A 14,444-nucleotide genomic window follows, 5' to 3' on the forward strand; every position below is an offset into this window, starting at 1 on the left:
TGTTGGCAAAAGCCTTAGAAACCGAGTGACTGTGCGTTGTCTTTGGTGACTTCGAGGATCTTGTTAAAGCGGATCACTTTCTTCTCCGTGTCGATATCGGCTTTCCCTAAACCGTCGATACTCAGATCGGCATTGACTTCTTTGCCCTGCAACAGCTGATCGGCAACCGTTACCAGCGCATAGCCCGCATCTTTTGGATCCCACAGCAGCGCTTTTTTGATATCACCGCGCATCAGGTAAGGCGCAGCTTGTGCTGGCATGGCGATCCCGACAACGGCAATTTTATCTTTGGCGCGTTTTTTCTGTACAGCCTGACCCGCACCGATTGGACCCAGCGAGCCGAAACCGATAATCCCCTTCATCTGCGGATAGGTTTTCATCAGATCCAGCGTCGTGGCGTAGGATTTATCGATGCTTTCCGCAACCGGCAGACGTGAAGTGACCTCGAACATTTCCGGATATTTTTCTTTCTGGTACTTGATTGCATAATCCGCCCACGCGTTATGCAGTGGCACCGTCAGCGAACCGACATAGATGGCATAACCCCCTTTGCCGCCCATGTTTTTTGCCAGCTCATCAACGTTGGCCTGTGCGTATTTTTCACTGTCGATGGTTTCGATATCCCACTGACCGATTTGCTCGTCCGGGGATTCGTGCGTCAGAACCACAATGCCTTTCTCGCGCGCCTTTTTCAGTACTGGCTCAAGAACCTTGGCATCGTTTGGTACCACGATGATCGCGTTGACGTTTTTGGCGATCAGATCCTCAATGACTTTGACCTGCTGTGCCGGATCCGGCGTAGACGGACCGGTCTGGTAAGCGTTCACATCCAGTTTTTTTGCTGCTTCGTTAACACCGGTTTCCATGCGGTTAAACCACGGAATACCGGTGACTTTGGCAACCACAGCAATTTCATATTTTTCCGCCGCAAAGGACGTGCCGGACAACATGCATGCAGAAACCAGGGTTGCACTGAGTAATGCGAGTTTGAATTTCATAGTTGTACCTTTCGTAGGGGGCAGGACATGTCACGGCGTGAAGTTAACAACGAATGGAAGAGGGAATGAATCACAAGTTTGATGAATGTGATCTATGCCCGTTAATGTTAATTTATAGGAAATAAATGGTTAAATAATGGTTAAACTTGAGCAGATTTATAATAAGTTGAATGAATTAAAAGTTAAAAAACCATTAAAATGAAACTAATATTTAACATTTTATTTTCATTTGACTTAAGTTCTGGCGATAAAAAGGGATTTGCTCTGGCATTGATGAACAATAAATTGTCTAAATTGAGAACTGAATCGATACCGGAAAACGGTGCTCAACATTTTTTCGTTCAATGGTATCCTCGGCATACTTGCGCCAAATACGGCATCATTATTTGTGGCGGTGTTGATTTTTATCGTGGAGAACTCATGCAAGGCGTTAAACGTATCATTATGACGTGGTTTCTCGCTGTTCTGTCCTTTGGCGCAGGTGCGCATCCCCACAGCTTTATTCATCTGAAAACCGAAGTCGTGAGCGAGAATGATCGGTTCGTCGCGCTAAAAATGCGCTGGACGATGGATGAAATCACGTCGGCGGATCTGCTTTACGACGCGGGGAATGCTAAACCTGGCGATGAAGTTTGGAAAAAACTGGCGGCGGAAGTGATGGCCAACGTTCTCGGGCAGCACTATTTCACCGAAGTGTGGCACGAAGGGAAAAAGGTAAAGTTTAAAAACAGACCGACGGAATATGGCATGGAGCGTGAGGAACACCAGGCAGTGCTGACGTTCGTTCTGCCGCTGGCCGAAGCTCAGCCGCTGAGCGGTCAAAAATATACTATTTCAACCTTCGACCCGACCTACTACGTTGATATGAGCTATGACAAAGACAGCGATGCCTGGCTTTCACAGGCCATAAGCCAGCAATGCCATATTTCAATGCATACGCCGACGCCGAATGAACACATGTTGAGTTTTGCGCAGTCGCTGGATAAAGAAGACGCACCGCCGGAGGATATGGAGTTGGGTAAACAGTTTGCACAGACGGTGACGCTGCAATGTCAGTAGTTTATCAACAACGCGCAGCCAGACGCCGTTGGCTCACGCTATGGCCGCTGGCGGTCTTTTTGCTGCTGGCGACAGGCGGGGTGCTGTGGCTATGGCAGGCCTGGCCGCAGGTGATGATGCAAAGTGTCGTCTGGCAGCGTGACGTTAACCAGCAGATGAGCGGGTTGCTGAAAGCGGTTGCCGCGAATCCCACTCGTGCGGGCGGATCTCTGCTGCTGTTTAGCTTTATTTATGGGGTATTGCACGCATTGGGGCCGGGGCACGGCAAAATCGTCATCACGACCTGGCTTGCGACGCATCCGTCGAAGCTCAAGTCGAGCATCGGGCTGACGCTGGCGTCTTCCCTATTGCAGGGGCTGGTGGCAATAGGGCTGGTGGTTGTGGTACTCACCATCTTGCAACTGCCTGCCCGACAACTGCATATGAGCAGTTTCTGGCTGGAGAAAGGAAGTTATGCGCTGGTTGGCGTGTTGGGCGTTTTATTGTGTGTCCGTGCGCTAAAGAAATTGCGCCAGCTGCTGATGCGCCCGAAATTCACCGCCTTTACGCCGCACCATGTACATCACGAAGGCTGCGGCTGCGGGCATCAGCACTTGCCCAACCCGGAACAACTGCAAAGCGGCGATGACTGGCGCGCCCGGCTGATGATTATTCTCTCCATGGGCATGCGTCCCTGCTCTGGCGCAATTATGGTGCTGCTGTTCAGTAAAGTGGTTGGCGTTTTTAGCTGGGGCATGGCGTCGGCGATGGCGATGGCGGCAGGAACCTCTTTGACGATTACGTCACTGGCTCTGCTGGTACACAGTTTTCGCTCGCTGGCGGTGAGAATTAGCGGACATAAAGCGCCGGTGCTGTGGCGGCAAATCGGATGGACCACGCTGGCATTAGCCGGTGGGGCGGTGCTGATTGCTGCTGCGGTAGTGATGTGGATGAGCGCGGTGCCGGTAGGGCGAGGGATAAGACCGTTTTAGCACTGTTGTCGGATGAATGCCTGATGGCGCTTCGCTGATCAGGCCTACGGGGAACTCCCCAGGTAGGCCGGATAAGGCGCAAGCCGCCATCCGGCATCAAACGATTAACGCTTCAGCGCATCGCTCAGTTCGTCACGCATGTTAGCCAACATGGCTTTAACAACGCGCGGGTTACCTGCAACGATGTTGCCAGTCGCCAGGTAGTTATGACCACCGGTGAAGTCGCAAACCAGTGCGCCAGCTTCACGCGCAATCAGCTCGCCTGCGGCGAAATCCCAAGGTTTCAGACCAATTTCGAAGTAACCGTCAACGCGCGCCGCGGCAACGTAAGCCAGATCCAGCGCAGCAGAACCTGTGCGGCGGAAGTCAGCGCACTCGGTAAACATTTTGCCAAGAATTTTCATGTAAGAAGCGGCGTGCTGCTTCGCTTTGAACGGGAAACCGGTGGCGATGATGGTGCCGTCCAGATCGCGGGCGGTGCTGCCACGCAGACGATAGCCGTTCAGCTGTGCGCCCTGGCCGCGGGTTGCGGTGAATAGTTCGTTACGCATCGGATCGTAAACAACGGCGACTTCAGTACGGCCTTTAATGCGTACTGCGATAGATACCGCGAAGTGCGGCAGACGTTTTACGAAGTTGGTAGTGCCATCCAGTGGATCGATAACCCATTGAACATCCTGATCTTCACCTGCGTGCTCACCGCTTTCTTCGGTGATGATGGTGTGCTGTGGGTAAGATTTGCGAATAGTTTCGATAATAATCGCTTCGGCGGCTTTATCGACGTTAGTCACGAAATCATTGCTGCCTTTCTGGCTGGTTTCTACAGAGTCTGGGGTTTCGTAGTGTTTGGCAATTACATTACCCGCCTTGCGCGCTGCGCGCACGGCGATGGTCAGCATCGGATGCATCGGTCTCTCTCACTGGATGTTAAAGAACGGGAAAACGGCGCAGAGTATAGCAGCGAGTTCGGAATATGTCTTCGTTTTATGATAATATGCCCGAATAATCTTTAGCCGAAGAAATACAATGCTGCAAAATATTCGAATCGTGCTGGTGGAAACCTCTCACACTGGCAACATGGGCTCTGTAGCCCGCGCAATGAAAACCATGGGTTTAACCAATCTGTGGCTGGTAAATCCTCTGGTTAAACCGGACTCTCAGGCCATCGCTCTGGCGGCAGGTGCCAGTGATGTAATCGGCAGCGCGCAGATCGTCGATACTCTTGATGAAGCGCTGGCAGGTTGCAGCCTGGTGGTAGGCACCAGCGCGCGCTCCCGTACGCTGCCGTGGCCGATGCTGGATCCGCGTGAATGTGGTTTAAAAAGCGTCTCTGAAGCGACGAATTCGCCCGTAGCGCTGGTGTTTGGTCGTGAACGCGTTGGCCTGACGAATGAAGAACTGCAGAAGTGCCATTACCACGTCGCTATTGCTGCGAACCCGGAATACAGTTCGCTGAACCTGGCGATGGCGGTGCAGGTCATCTCTTATGAAGTGCGCATGGCCTGGCTGGCAACGCAGGAAAGCGAGAAGACCGCAGAATACGAATACGAAGAAGCTGAGTACCCGCTGGTCGATGATTTAGAGCGTTTTTACGGTCATCTGGAACAAACGCTGCTGTCGACCGGTTTTATCCGTGAAGGGCATCCGGGACAGGTGATGAACAAGCTGCGCCGTCTGTTTACGCGTGCGCGTCCTGAGAGCCAGGAGCTGAACATTTTGCGCGGAATTTTAGCTTCAATTGAGCAACAGAATAAAAGCAAGTAACTGTACTAATGCCGGATGCGCTTCGCTTATCCGGCCTACGAATCGTGCGGCCTGTAGGCCGGATAAGCGAAGCGCATCCGGCAAACGAATACCGCACGGAACGTCAAATACCTGACTAAATTAGTCAAGTAAATAGTTGACTGATTTAGTCGGGAATGTCAGACTTGCCCCTGCTATGCAATACCCCCATTTTACAATAAAAAACCCCGGGCAGGGGCGAGTTTGAGGCTAAGTAAGACATGAGACTGACATCAAAAGGGCGTTATGCCGTGACCGCAATGTTGGACGTTGCGCTCAACTCCGAAACGGGCCCGGTACCGTTGGCTGATATTTCTGAACGTCAGGGCATTTCCCTGTCATATCTGGAGCAGCTATTTTCCCGTTTGCGTAAAAACGGTCTGGTTTCCAGCGTACGTGGACCGGGCGGCGGGTATCTGCTGGGTAAAGATGCCAGCAGCATCGCAGTAGGTGAAGTCATCAGCGCTGTGGACGAGTCTGTAGATGCGACCCGTTGCCAGGGCAAAGGCGGTTGTCAGGGCGGCGATAAATGCCTGACCCACGCGCTTTGGCGCGATCTGAGCGATCGTCTGACCGGTTTCCTCAACAACATTACGTTGGGTGAACTGGTGAATAATCAGGAAGTCCTGGATGTGTCTGGTCGCCAGCACACGCATGACGCTCCACGCACTAATCGTGCACAAGACGCGATCGACGTTAAGTTACGCGCATAATTTGCCCGTTATATTTCGTGCCGCAACTGCGTTGGCCACACTTGCTCGCCCCAGTCACTTACTTGATGTAAGCTCCTGGGCACTCTCAAGTTTGCCGCCTTGCTGCAACACGAACTATTTAGGGCAAAGATAATAAGATATTAGAATCAGGCCGGGGTGTTAGACGCCCCGTTAACTCGGTCGTACATCCAGCCGGTTGCCTGATTCCTTGCATTGAAGCGATGTACGGAGTTTATAGAGCAATGAAATTACCGATCTATCTCGACTACTCCGCAACCACGCCGGTGGACCCGCGTGTTGCCGAGAAAATGATGCAGTGTCTGACCCTGGACGGAAACTTTGGTAACCCAGCGTCTCGTTCACACCGTTTCGGCTGGCATGCTGAAGAGGCGGTAGATATCGCCCGTAACCAGATTGCCGATCTTGTGGGTGCCGACCCGCGTGAAATCGTCTTTACCTCCGGTGCGACTGAATCCGATAACCTGGCGATTAAAGGTGCAGCCAACTTTTATCAGAAAAAAGGCAAGCACATCATCACCAGCAAAACCGAACACAAAGCCGTGCTGGACACCTGTCGTCAGCTGGAGCGCGAAGGGTTTGAGGTTACCTACCTCGCCCCGCAGCGTAACGGCATTATCGACCTGAAAGAACTTGAAGCGGCAATGCGTGACGACACCATCCTCGTCTCCATCATGCACGTGAATAACGAAATCGGCGTGGTGCAGGATATCGCGACTATCGGCGAAATGTGCCGTGCGCGCGGCATCATCTATCACGTTGATGCGACCCAGAGCGTGGGCAAACTGCCTATCGATCTGAGCCAACTGAAAGTTGACCTGATGTCCTTCTCCGGTCACAAAATCTATGGCCCGAAAGGCATCGGTGCGCTGTACGTGCGTCGTAAACCGCGTATTCGTATTGAAGCCCAGATGCACGGCGGCGGTCACGAGCGCGGCATGCGTTCCGGTACGCTGCCTGTGCACCAGATCGTTGGGATGGGTGAAGCATATCGCATCGCCAAAGAAGAGATGGAAACCGAGATGGCGCGCCTGCGCAGTCTGCGTAACCGTCTGTGGGACGGCGTGAAAGATATGGAAGAAGTGTATCTTAACGGCGATCTCGAGCAGGGCGCACCGAACATTCTCAACGTTAGCTTCAACTATGTTGAAGGCGAATCGCTGATTATGGCGCTGAAAGATCTGGCTGTATCCTCCGGTTCTGCATGTACTTCTGCAAGCCTGGAGCCATCCTACGTGCTGCGCGCGCTGGGGATGACCGACGAGCTGGCACACAGCTCAATTCGTTTCTCTTTAGGTCGTTTCACTACCGAAGAAGAGATTGACTACGCCATTAATCTGGTTCGCAACTCCATCGGCCGCCTGCGTGACCTTTCTCCGCTGTGGGAAATGTACAAACAGGGCGTGGATCTGAACAGCATTGAATGGTCACATCACTAATCGGTACCGATAAGGAGAATTCAGCATGGCTTACAGCGAAAAAGTAATCGATCATTATGAGAATCCACGTAACGTGGGTTCTTTTGACAACAGCGACGAGAACGTGGGCAGCGGCATGGTGGGTGCACCAGCCTGTGGCGACGTGATGAAGTTGCAGATTAAAGTCAACAATGAAGGTATCATTGAAGACGCGCGTTTCAAGACTTACGGCTGCGGTTCCGCTATTGCTTCCAGCTCTCTGGTTACCGAATGGGTAAAAGGGAAATCTCTGGACGAAGCACAGGCGATTAAAAACACCGATATCGCCGACGAGCTTGAACTGCCACCGGTGAAAATTCACTGCTCTATTCTGGCTGAAGACGCGATTAAAGCCGCGATTGCGGATTACAAAAGCAAACGTGAAGCAAAATAATTAAGAGTTGAGGTTTTATTATGTCGATTACCTTAAGCGACAGTGCAGCAGCGCGTGTAAATACCTTCCTGGCAAACCGCGGTAAAGGGTTTGGTCTGCGTCTGGGCGTGAGAACCTCCGGCTGCTCAGGTATGGCCTATGTACTGGAATTTGTTGACGAGCCGGCGGCTGAAGATACCGTGTTTGAAGACAAAGGCGTTAAAGTTGTGGTCGACGGTAAGAGCCTGCAATTCCTCGACGGTACGCAGTTAGACTTCGTCAAAGAAGGTCTGAACGAAGGGTTTAAGTTCACTAACCCGAACGTGAAAGACGAATGTGGATGCGGCGAAAGCTTCCACGTGTAACGCGCGTCACCCGAAAACCCCACCGTGGCTTTGCTACGTGTGGGGTTTGTTCTAACAGGCTACCCTGAGAATGTTATGGACTACTTCACCCTCTTTGGCTTACCGGCCCGTTATCAGCTCGATACTCAGGCGCTGAGCCTCCGTTTTCAGGATCTACAACGTCAGTATCATCCTGATAAATTTGCCAGCGGCTCTCAGGCGGAACAACTTGCTGCGGTTTCGCAGTCCGCCACGATCAACCAGGCCTGGCAAACGCTGCGTCATCCTTTGATGCGCGCCGAATACTTATTGTCTTTACACGGTTTTGATATCCGTAGCGAGCAGCACACGGTGCGCGATACCGCGTTCCTGATGGAACAACTGGAACTGCGTGAAGAGCTGGACGAAATTGAACAGGCGAAGGACAGTCAACGTCTGGATACGTTTATGCAACGCGTCAGCGAAATGTATAACGTTCGTCATCAACTGATGGTGGAACAGCTGGATAGCGAGACGTGGGACGCAGCGGCAGATACCGTGCGTAAGCTGCGTTTTCTCGATAAACTGCGAAGCAGTGCAGAACAACTCGAAGAAAAACTGCTCGATTTTTAATTTCCGGAAGCGAAAATGGCCTTATTACAAATTAGTGAGCCTGGTCTGAGCGCCGCGCCGCACCAGCGTCGTCTGGCGGTAGGTATCGATTTAGGCACCACCAACTCCCTGGTTGCGACCGTACGCAGCGGCCAGGCCGAAACGTTGGCAGACCATGAAGGTCGCCACCTGTTGCCGTCAGTGGTTCACTATCAGCAGCAGGGTTATTCTGTCGGTTACGATGCCCGCGCCAATGCTGCGCTGGATACGGCAAACACCGTCAGTTCGGTAAAACGCATGATGGGCCGCTCTCTGGCGGATATCCAGGCGCGTTACCCGCATCTGCCATATACGTTCCAGGCAAGCGAAAACGGCTTGCCGATGATTGAAACCGCTGCCGGTTTGCTTAATCCGGTGCGCGTCTCCGCGGATATTCTGAAAGCGCTGGCCGCGCGGGCGACCGAATCACTGTCCGGCGAACTGGACGGCGTGGTAATCACCGTTCCGGCTTACTTTGACGATGCACAGCGTCAGGGGACCAAAGACGCCGCGCGTCTGGCGGGCCTTCACGTATTGCGTCTGTTGAACGAACCGACCGCAGCTGCGATTGCCTATGGTCTGGACTCCGGTCAGGAAGGCGTGATTGCGGTCTACGATCTTGGCGGCGGTACTTTTGATATTTCTATTCTGCGCCTGAGCCGCGGCGTGTTTGAAGTGCTGGCGACCGGCGGTGATTCCGCGCTCGGCGGCGACGATTTTGACCATCTGCTGGCCGATTATATTCGCCAGCAGGCTGGCGTGACCGATCGTAGCGATAACCGCGTACAGCGCGAACTGCTGGATGCCGCGATTGCCGCGAAAATCGCGCTCAGCGATGCCGATTCTGTGACGGTTAACGTGGCGGGATGGCAGGGTGAAATCACCCGTGAAACCTTTAATGAACTCATTTCCGCACTGGTCAAGCGTACGCTGCTGGCCTGCCGTCGCGCGCTGAAAGATGCGGGCGTGGAGCCGCAGGATGTGCTGGAAGTGGTGATGGTCGGTGGTTCAACGCGCGTGCCATTGGTGCGTGAACGCGTCGGTGAATTTTTTGGCCGTACACCACTGACTTCTATCGACCCGGATAAAGTGGTGGCTATCGGAGCGGCAATCCAGGCGGATATTCTGGTCGGGAACAAACCGGACAGCGAAATGCTGCTGCTGGACGTTATCCCGCTGTCGCTCGGCCTTGAAACGATGGGCGGTCTGGTGGAGAAAGTGATCCCGCGTAACACCACGATTCCGGTGGCGCGCGCGCAGGATTTTACCACCTTTAAAGATGGCCAAACCGCGATGTCCATTCACGTGATGCAAGGCGAGCGTGAGCTGGTGCAGGACTGCCGTTCACTGGCGCGTTTTGCGCTGCGCGGCATCCCGGCATTGCCAGCTGGCGGCGCACACATCCGCGTGACCTTCCAGGTGGACGCCGATGGCCTGCTGAGCGTCACCGCGATGGAAAAATCCACCGGCGTTGAGTCCTCAATTCAGGTTAAACCGTCCTACGGTCTGACCGACAGTGAAATCGCCTCCATGATTCAGGATTCGATGAGTTTTGCCGAGCAGGACGTTAAAGCCCGTATGCTGGCAGAACAGAAAGTCGAAGCGGCACGCGTACTGGAAAGTTTATCCGGTGCGCTGAACGCTGATGCCGCGCTGTTAAGCGCCGCAGAACGTCAGGCTATCGACACCGCCGCCGCGCACTTGAGCGAGGTTGCACAGGGTGACGATGTTGACGCGATAGAACAAGCCATTAAAAACGTAGACAAACAAACCCAGGAGTTCGCCGCTCGCCGCATGGACAAGTCCGTCCGTAGCGCGCTGAAAGGCCATTCCGTGGACGAGGTTTAATATGCCAAAGATTGTTATTTTGCCTCATCAGGATCTCTGTCCCGATGGTGCAGTTCTGGAAGCTGAGACCGGCGAAACCATTCTTGACGTTGCCCTGCGTAACGGTATCGAGATTGAACACGCCTGTGAAAAATCCTGTGCCTGCACAACCTGCCACTGCATCGTACGTGAAGGTTTTGATTCTTTGCCGGAAAGCACAGAAGAAGAAGACGACATGCTGGATAAAGCCTGGGGACTGGAGCCGGAGAGCCGTTTAAGCTGTCAGGCGCGCGTCACCGAGGACGATTTAGTGGTCGAAATCCCACGTTACACAATCAATCATGCGCGTGAGCATTAACAGAGGGTAGTATGGGACTGAAGTGGACCGATAGCCGCGAAATCGGCGAGGCGTTGTACGACGCGTTCCCCGATCTCGACCCCAAGACCGTTCGTTTCACCGATCTGCACCAGTGGATCTGTGACCTGGAAGAGTTCGATGATGATCCACAGGCATCGAACGAAAAAATCCTTGAGGCCATTTTGCTGGTCTGGCTGGACGAAGCCGAATAAGTCAACGGGCTGCCCACGGGTGGCCCGTTTTCCTGTATGCGCGAAAATAAGGATAAATACAATGACAGAAGCCATGAAAATTACGCTTTCCACGCAACCTGCCGATGCCCGCTGGGGTGAAAAGGCGACATACAGCATTAATAATGATGGCATTACCCTGCACCTGAACGGAAAAGATGACCTCGGCCTTATCCAGCGCGCTGCGCGTAAAATTGACGGTCTGGGTATTAAACATGTCCAACTGGATGGTGAAGGCTGGGATACCGAACGTAGCTGGGCGTTCTGGCAGGGCTACAAAGGACCAAAAGGCACCCGCAAAGTTGAGTGGGCTGCTCTGGATGAGGCACAGCGCAAAGAGCTGGATAACCGTCTGAAAATTATTGACTGGGTGCGCGATACCATTAACGCCCCGGCAGAAGAGCTGGGCCCGGAACAGCTGGCGCAACGCGCAGTAGACCTGCTGTGTTCTGTTGCCTGCGATAACGTCTCTTACCGCATCACTAAAGGCGAAGATCTGCGCGAGCAGAACTACATGGGATTGCATACCGTAGGTCGTGGCTCCGAACGTCCTCCGGTGCTGCTGGCGCTGGATTACAATCCAACTGGCGATAAAGAAGCCTCGGTTTATGCCTGTCTGGTTGGCAAGGGAATTACCTTTGACTCCGGCGGATACAGCATCAAGCAAAGCGCATTTATGGACTCAATGAAGTCTGATATGGGCGGTGCGGCAACGGTCACCGGCGCGCTGGCGTTCGCCATCACCCGTGGTCTGAACAAGCGCGTGAAGCTGTATCTGTGCTGCGCGGATAACCTGATCAGCGGCAACGCCTTTAAGCTCGGCGATATTATTCACTATCGCAATGGTAAAAAGGTTGAAGTAATGAATACCGATGCCGAAGGGCGTCTGGTGCTGGCTGATGGCCTGATCGACGCCAGCGCGCAGAAACCGGAACTGATTATTGATGCCGCCACGCTGACCGGCGCGGCAAAAACGGCGCTGGGCAACGATTACCACGCGCTGTTTAGCTTTGACGATCAACTGGCTGCCCGTCTGCTGGCAAGTGCGGCGCAAGAAAACGAACCGTTCTGGCGTCTGCCGTTGGCAGAGTTCCACCGTAGCCAGTTGCCGTCTAACTTTGCCGAGCTGAATAATACCGGCAGCGCGGCCTATCCGGCGGGTGCCAGCACCGCGGCGGGCTTCCTGTCCCATTTCGTGGAAAACTATCAGCAGGGCTGGCTGCATATTGACTGCTCTGCAACCTATCGCAAAGCGCCAGTTGAGCAGTGGTCTGCGGGCGCAACCGGTTTAGGTGTGCGTACTATCGCGAATCTGTTGACTGCCTGAAAGGTGTTTTTGTAGGCCGGGTAAGCGAAGTGCCACCCGGCATTGTGCCTGATGGCGACGCGGTGCGTCTTATCAGGCCTACAACTCATATATTCATAATTTGTGATCTCTATGTCCGAAACGAAAAACGAATTAGAAACCCTGCTGGAGCAAGCGGCGACAGAGCCTGCGCATCGCCCGGCATTTTTCCGTACTTTACTGGAGTCTACCGTCTGGGTGCCGGGTACTGCCGCAGAAGGCGAGGCGGTGGTTGAAGACAGCGCCCTCGACCTTCAGCACTGGGAAAAGGAAGACGGCACCACCGTGATCCCGTTCTTTACCTCCCTGGAAGCCCTGCAGCAGGCGGTTGAAGATGAGCAGGCATTTGTCGTCATGCCGGTGCGTACATTGTTTGAAATGACGCTCGGCGAAACGCTGTTTCTCAACGCGAAACTGCCGACCGGCAAAGAATTTATGCCGCGTGAAATCAGCCTGCTGATGGGAGAAGAGGGGAATCCGCTCAGCACCCAGGAAGTACTGGAAGGCGGTGAATCGTTGATCCTCTCTGAAGTCGCTGAACCTCCGGCGCAGATGATTGACTCGCTGACTACGCTGTTTAAAACCATTAAGCCGGTAAAACGCGCGTTTCTCTGCTCGATCAAAGAAAGTCCGGATGCCCAACCCAACCTGCTGATTGGCATTGAAGCCGATGGCGATATCGAAGAGATTATTCATGCCACGGGGAGTGTTGCAACGGACACGTTACCGGGCGATGAACCTATTGATATCTGCCAGGTGGTGAAAGGTGAGAAAGGGGTCAGCCACTTTATTACCGAACACATCGCGCCTTTCTACGAGCGTCGCTGGGGCGGATTCCTGCGGGATTTCAAACAGAACAGGATTATCTGAGTAAAGGAAAGCCGTCCCATAGGGCGGCTACCTGGCTTACTTGCCCTGGGCGCTGAGCGTCACGCGTACAGAATTACCTGAGTAACTCCGATCCCCGTGAAGACACAACGTTCCAGATACAACAAGCACGATACAGAAGTACCGTATCTTCATTGCGCGGTCCATGCGAAGACCGCATCACGACAGCACCACTGGCGATCATGCCGTGATAGCAAGCGCTGAGGTGCACCTGCGTATACGGCCATACAATGACCTTCCCTAAAGCCAGTGCCTGTTTGCGAGACAGCGGAAAGGGCCGCTCAGAATAATACATTAAATGTTGAATAGTTTCCCTGTTAATTAACTTGACTTTTATTCTATTAAACCGGAATATTTAGCTACTGAGGTGCGCCTGCGTTGCTATGGCAACACAGCCTGCTGGGAAGGCCGCGAACCGGACTGGCACAAAAAAACCGCTCAATGAGCGGTTTTTTTGTGGGCGAAAAAGAGGTGTAAATCAGATTTTATTTAGTCTCGGCGGGTTCTACCGGTAAATCGTTGCGCGCTCCCCATTCGCTCCATGCGCCGTCATACAACGCGACGTTGGAAACGCCCAGCGTGGCAAGTGCGAGCACCACCACGGCAGCCGTTACGCCGGAGCCGCAACTGGCGATAATAGGGCGGTCAAAACTCACGCCGTGGCTGAAGAAGATAGCATCCAGCTCATCGGTGGTTTTTAATTCACCGTCACGAACCAACTCTGTCCACGGTACGTTCAGCGCACCGGGCACATGACCACGCTTCAGGCCTGGCCTCGGCTCGTCAACTTCGGCGTTAAAACGCGCAGCCGGTCGCGCATCGACAATCTGTGCGGTTTTTTCATGGCTGGCCAGCAGGACATCGGTCACCCGCACTACGGCCTCTGGCGTAAACGCGGCGTGAAACTCGCCTTCGGGCAAATCAACGTTCCCTTTCTGCAACGGTAACGCATCACGCTGCCAGCTCGCAAAACCGCCTGCCAGAATGGAGACATTTTCCACGCCAAATGCGCGCAGCATCCACCAGGCACGCGGGGCAGAAAACAGGTTGCCATCATCGTAGACAACCAGATGCTTATCCTGATGAACCCCCAGCTCGCGCATAGCTACGGCAAAGGCTTCCGGGCGCGGCATCATGTGTGGCAATGACGAGGTATGGTCGGAAAGCGCTTCAATATCAAAAAAGACTGCACCAGGAATATGGCCCGCGCGATACTCCTCGCCAACATCGCGATCTTCCTGTCCTGGAGGAGCCATCCGGGCATCAAGAATTTGTATTTCCGGATCGTCAATGTGTTCGATAAGCCAGTCGGCAGCGACAAAGAAGGCGGTGGTCATAGGCATCTCCATTTTTACCAGGTTTCGGCGAATTGTCGGCTGTTTACCGTAAAGCGACAAGTAAAAGAGGCTGATTTGTCAGGTGGACCCACATTAATCACGAAAATTCAGACA

Annotated in this window: 17 protein-coding genes; 13 read left to right on the forward strand and 4 right to left on the reverse strand. The window is 53.5% G+C overall.

Annotated features, from left to right (window positions below; translation table 11 throughout):
- Positions 1–14: 14 nt before the first annotated feature.
- Positions 15–998: an autoinducer 2 ABC transporter substrate-binding protein gene (locus tag I6L54_RS07985; protein WP_032949791.1), complete on the reverse strand. Its 984-nt coding sequence runs from the start codon at positions 996–998 to the stop codon at positions 15–17.
- A 420-nt stretch (positions 999–1,418) separates the two neighbouring features.
- On the opposite strand from I6L54_RS07985, the gene I6L54_RS07990 reads away from it, so the two are divergent.
- Positions 1,419–2,057, forward strand: a complete 639-nt coding sequence (locus tag I6L54_RS07990) for a DUF1007 family protein (RefSeq protein WP_040233453.1) — start codon at positions 1,419–1,421, stop codon at positions 2,055–2,057.
- Entirely contained in the window at positions 2,048–3,028 is a 981-nt protein-coding gene (locus I6L54_RS07995) for a nickel/cobalt transporter (protein ID WP_040233456.1), read from the forward strand. The genes I6L54_RS07990 and I6L54_RS07995 overlap by 10 nt, the downstream gene beginning before the upstream one ends.
- A 104-nt stretch (positions 3,029–3,132) precedes the next feature.
- On the opposite strand, the gene suhB is transcribed toward I6L54_RS07995, so the two are convergent.
- On the reverse strand, positions 3,133–3,936 hold the full coding sequence (gene suhB, locus I6L54_RS08000) for an inositol-1-monophosphatase (protein ID WP_003037670.1): 804 nt from the start codon (positions 3,934–3,936) through the stop codon (positions 3,133–3,135).
- Positions 3,937–4,054: 118 nt separating this feature from the next.
- Here suhB and trmJ point away from each other — a divergent pair, with 118 nt between their 5' ends.
- The 11 genes from trmJ (at position 4,055) to sseB (ending at position 12,975) form a co-directional block, all read left to right on the forward strand.
- Entirely contained in the window at positions 4,055–4,792 is a 738-nt protein-coding gene (trmJ, locus tag I6L54_RS08005) for a tRNA (cytosine(32)/uridine(32)-2'-O)-methyltransferase TrmJ (RefSeq protein ID WP_005120404.1), read from the forward strand.
- Between the two features lie 239 nt (positions 4,793–5,031).
- Positions 5,032–5,523, forward strand: coding sequence for a Fe-S cluster assembly transcriptional regulator IscR (gene iscR / locus I6L54_RS08010; RefSeq protein WP_040233457.1), 492 nt, complete (start codon positions 5,032–5,034; stop codon positions 5,521–5,523).
- 242 nt (positions 5,524–5,765) lie between these two features.
- On the forward strand, positions 5,766–6,980 hold the full coding sequence (gene iscS / locus I6L54_RS08015) for a cysteine desulfurase (RefSeq protein WP_040233460.1): 1,215 nt from the start codon (positions 5,766–5,768) through the stop codon (positions 6,978–6,980).
- A 25-nt stretch (positions 6,981–7,005) separates the two neighbouring features.
- A complete protein-coding gene (gene iscU / locus I6L54_RS08020) occupies positions 7,006–7,392 on the forward strand; it encodes a Fe-S cluster assembly scaffold IscU (protein ID WP_002913991.1) in 387 nt (128 codons plus the stop codon).
- A gap of 20 nt (positions 7,393–7,412) precedes the next feature.
- The gene (iscA, locus tag I6L54_RS08025; RefSeq protein WP_003037681.1) at positions 7,413–7,736 is read left to right on the forward strand and encodes an iron-sulfur cluster assembly protein IscA; all 324 of its coding nucleotides are present in this window, start codon (positions 7,413–7,415) and stop codon (positions 7,734–7,736) included.
- Between the two features lie 75 nt (positions 7,737–7,811).
- The gene (gene hscB, locus I6L54_RS08030; RefSeq protein WP_005120410.1) at positions 7,812–8,327 is read left to right on the forward strand and encodes a co-chaperone HscB; all 516 of its coding nucleotides are present in this window, start codon (positions 7,812–7,814) and stop codon (positions 8,325–8,327) included.
- A 15-nt stretch (positions 8,328–8,342) separates the two neighbouring features.
- Positions 8,343–10,193, forward strand: a complete 1,851-nt coding sequence (gene hscA / locus I6L54_RS08035; protein ID WP_005120411.1) for a Fe-S protein assembly chaperone HscA — start codon at positions 8,343–8,345, stop codon at positions 10,191–10,193.
- 1 nt (position 10,194) lies between these two features.
- A complete protein-coding gene (fdx, locus tag I6L54_RS08040; protein WP_003037690.1) occupies positions 10,195–10,530 on the forward strand; it encodes an ISC system 2Fe-2S type ferredoxin in 336 nt (111 codons plus the stop codon).
- 11 nt (positions 10,531–10,541) lie between these two features.
- Positions 10,542–10,742, forward strand: a complete 201-nt coding sequence (iscX, locus tag I6L54_RS08045; RefSeq protein WP_003037694.1) for a Fe-S cluster assembly protein IscX — start codon at positions 10,542–10,544, stop codon at positions 10,740–10,742.
- 61 nt (positions 10,743–10,803) lie between these two features.
- Complete coding sequence (gene pepB, locus I6L54_RS08050) at positions 10,804–12,087, forward strand: aminopeptidase PepB (protein WP_040233462.1); 1,284 nt, start codon at positions 10,804–10,806, stop codon at positions 12,085–12,087.
- Between the two features lie 111 nt (positions 12,088–12,198).
- Positions 12,199–12,975: an enhanced serine sensitivity protein SseB gene (sseB, locus tag I6L54_RS08055; protein WP_005120414.1), complete on the forward strand. Its 777-nt coding sequence runs from the start codon at positions 12,199–12,201 to the stop codon at positions 12,973–12,975.
- 36 nt (positions 12,976–13,011) lie between these two features.
- On the opposite strand, the gene timP is transcribed toward sseB, so the two are convergent.
- Both timP and sseA read right to left on the reverse strand, forming a co-directional pair.
- Entirely contained in the window at positions 13,012–13,140 is a 129-nt protein-coding gene (gene timP, locus I6L54_RS24265) for a small toxic inner membrane protein TimP (protein WP_342446913.1), read from the reverse strand.
- 338 nt (positions 13,141–13,478) lie between these two features.
- A complete protein-coding gene (gene sseA, locus I6L54_RS08060) occupies positions 13,479–14,330 on the reverse strand; it encodes a 3-mercaptopyruvate sulfurtransferase (protein WP_040233464.1) in 852 nt (283 codons plus the stop codon).
- Between the last annotated feature and the right edge of the window lie 114 nt (positions 14,331–14,444).

The sequence above is a fragment of the Citrobacter pasteurii genome, from assembly GCF_019047765.1.
Taxonomy (GTDB): domain Bacteria; phylum Pseudomonadota; class Gammaproteobacteria; order Enterobacterales; family Enterobacteriaceae; genus Citrobacter; species Citrobacter pasteurii.

Coding starts and splice junctions, on each gene's coding strand:
- hscA (WP_005120411.1), top strand. CDS start 8,343: ATGGCCTTATTACAAATTAGTGAGCCTGGTCTGAGCGCCGCGCCGCAC.
- I6L54_RS07985 (WP_032949791.1), bottom strand. CDS start 998: ATGAAATTCAAACTCGCATTACTCAGTGCAACCCTGGTTTCTGCATGC.
- suhB (WP_003037670.1), bottom strand. CDS start 3,936: ATGCATCCGATGCTGACCATCGCCGTGCGCGCAGCGCGCAAGGCGGGT.
- pepB (WP_040233462.1), top strand. CDS start 10,804: ATGACAGAAGCCATGAAAATTACGCTTTCCACGCAACCTGCCGATGCC.
- I6L54_RS07990 (WP_040233453.1), top strand. CDS start 1,419: ATGCAAGGCGTTAAACGTATCATTATGACGTGGTTTCTCGCTGTTCTG.
- hscB (WP_005120410.1), top strand. CDS start 7,812: ATGGACTACTTCACCCTCTTTGGCTTACCGGCCCGTTATCAGCTCGAT.
- trmJ (WP_005120404.1), top strand. CDS start 4,055: ATGCTGCAAAATATTCGAATCGTGCTGGTGGAAACCTCTCACACTGGC.
- iscS (WP_040233460.1), top strand. CDS start 5,766: ATGAAATTACCGATCTATCTCGACTACTCCGCAACCACGCCGGTGGAC.
- timP (WP_342446913.1), bottom strand. CDS start 13,140: ATGGACCGCGCAATGAAGATACGGTACTTCTGTATCGTGCTTGTTGTA.
- iscA (WP_003037681.1), top strand. CDS start 7,413: ATGTCGATTACCTTAAGCGACAGTGCAGCAGCGCGTGTAAATACCTTC.
- sseA (WP_040233464.1), bottom strand. CDS start 14,330: ATGACCACCGCCTTCTTTGTCGCTGCCGACTGGCTTATCGAACACATT.
- iscR (WP_040233457.1), top strand. CDS start 5,032: ATGAGACTGACATCAAAAGGGCGTTATGCCGTGACCGCAATGTTGGAC.
- iscX (WP_003037694.1), top strand. CDS start 10,542: ATGGGACTGAAGTGGACCGATAGCCGCGAAATCGGCGAGGCGTTGTAC.
- I6L54_RS07995 (WP_040233456.1), top strand. CDS start 2,048: ATGTCAGTAGTTTATCAACAACGCGCAGCCAGACGCCGTTGGCTCACG.
- sseB (WP_005120414.1), top strand. CDS start 12,199: ATGTCCGAAACGAAAAACGAATTAGAAACCCTGCTGGAGCAAGCGGCG.
- fdx (WP_003037690.1), top strand. CDS start 10,195: ATGCCAAAGATTGTTATTTTGCCTCATCAGGATCTCTGTCCCGATGGT.
- iscU (WP_002913991.1), top strand. CDS start 7,006: ATGGCTTACAGCGAAAAAGTAATCGATCATTATGAGAATCCACGTAAC.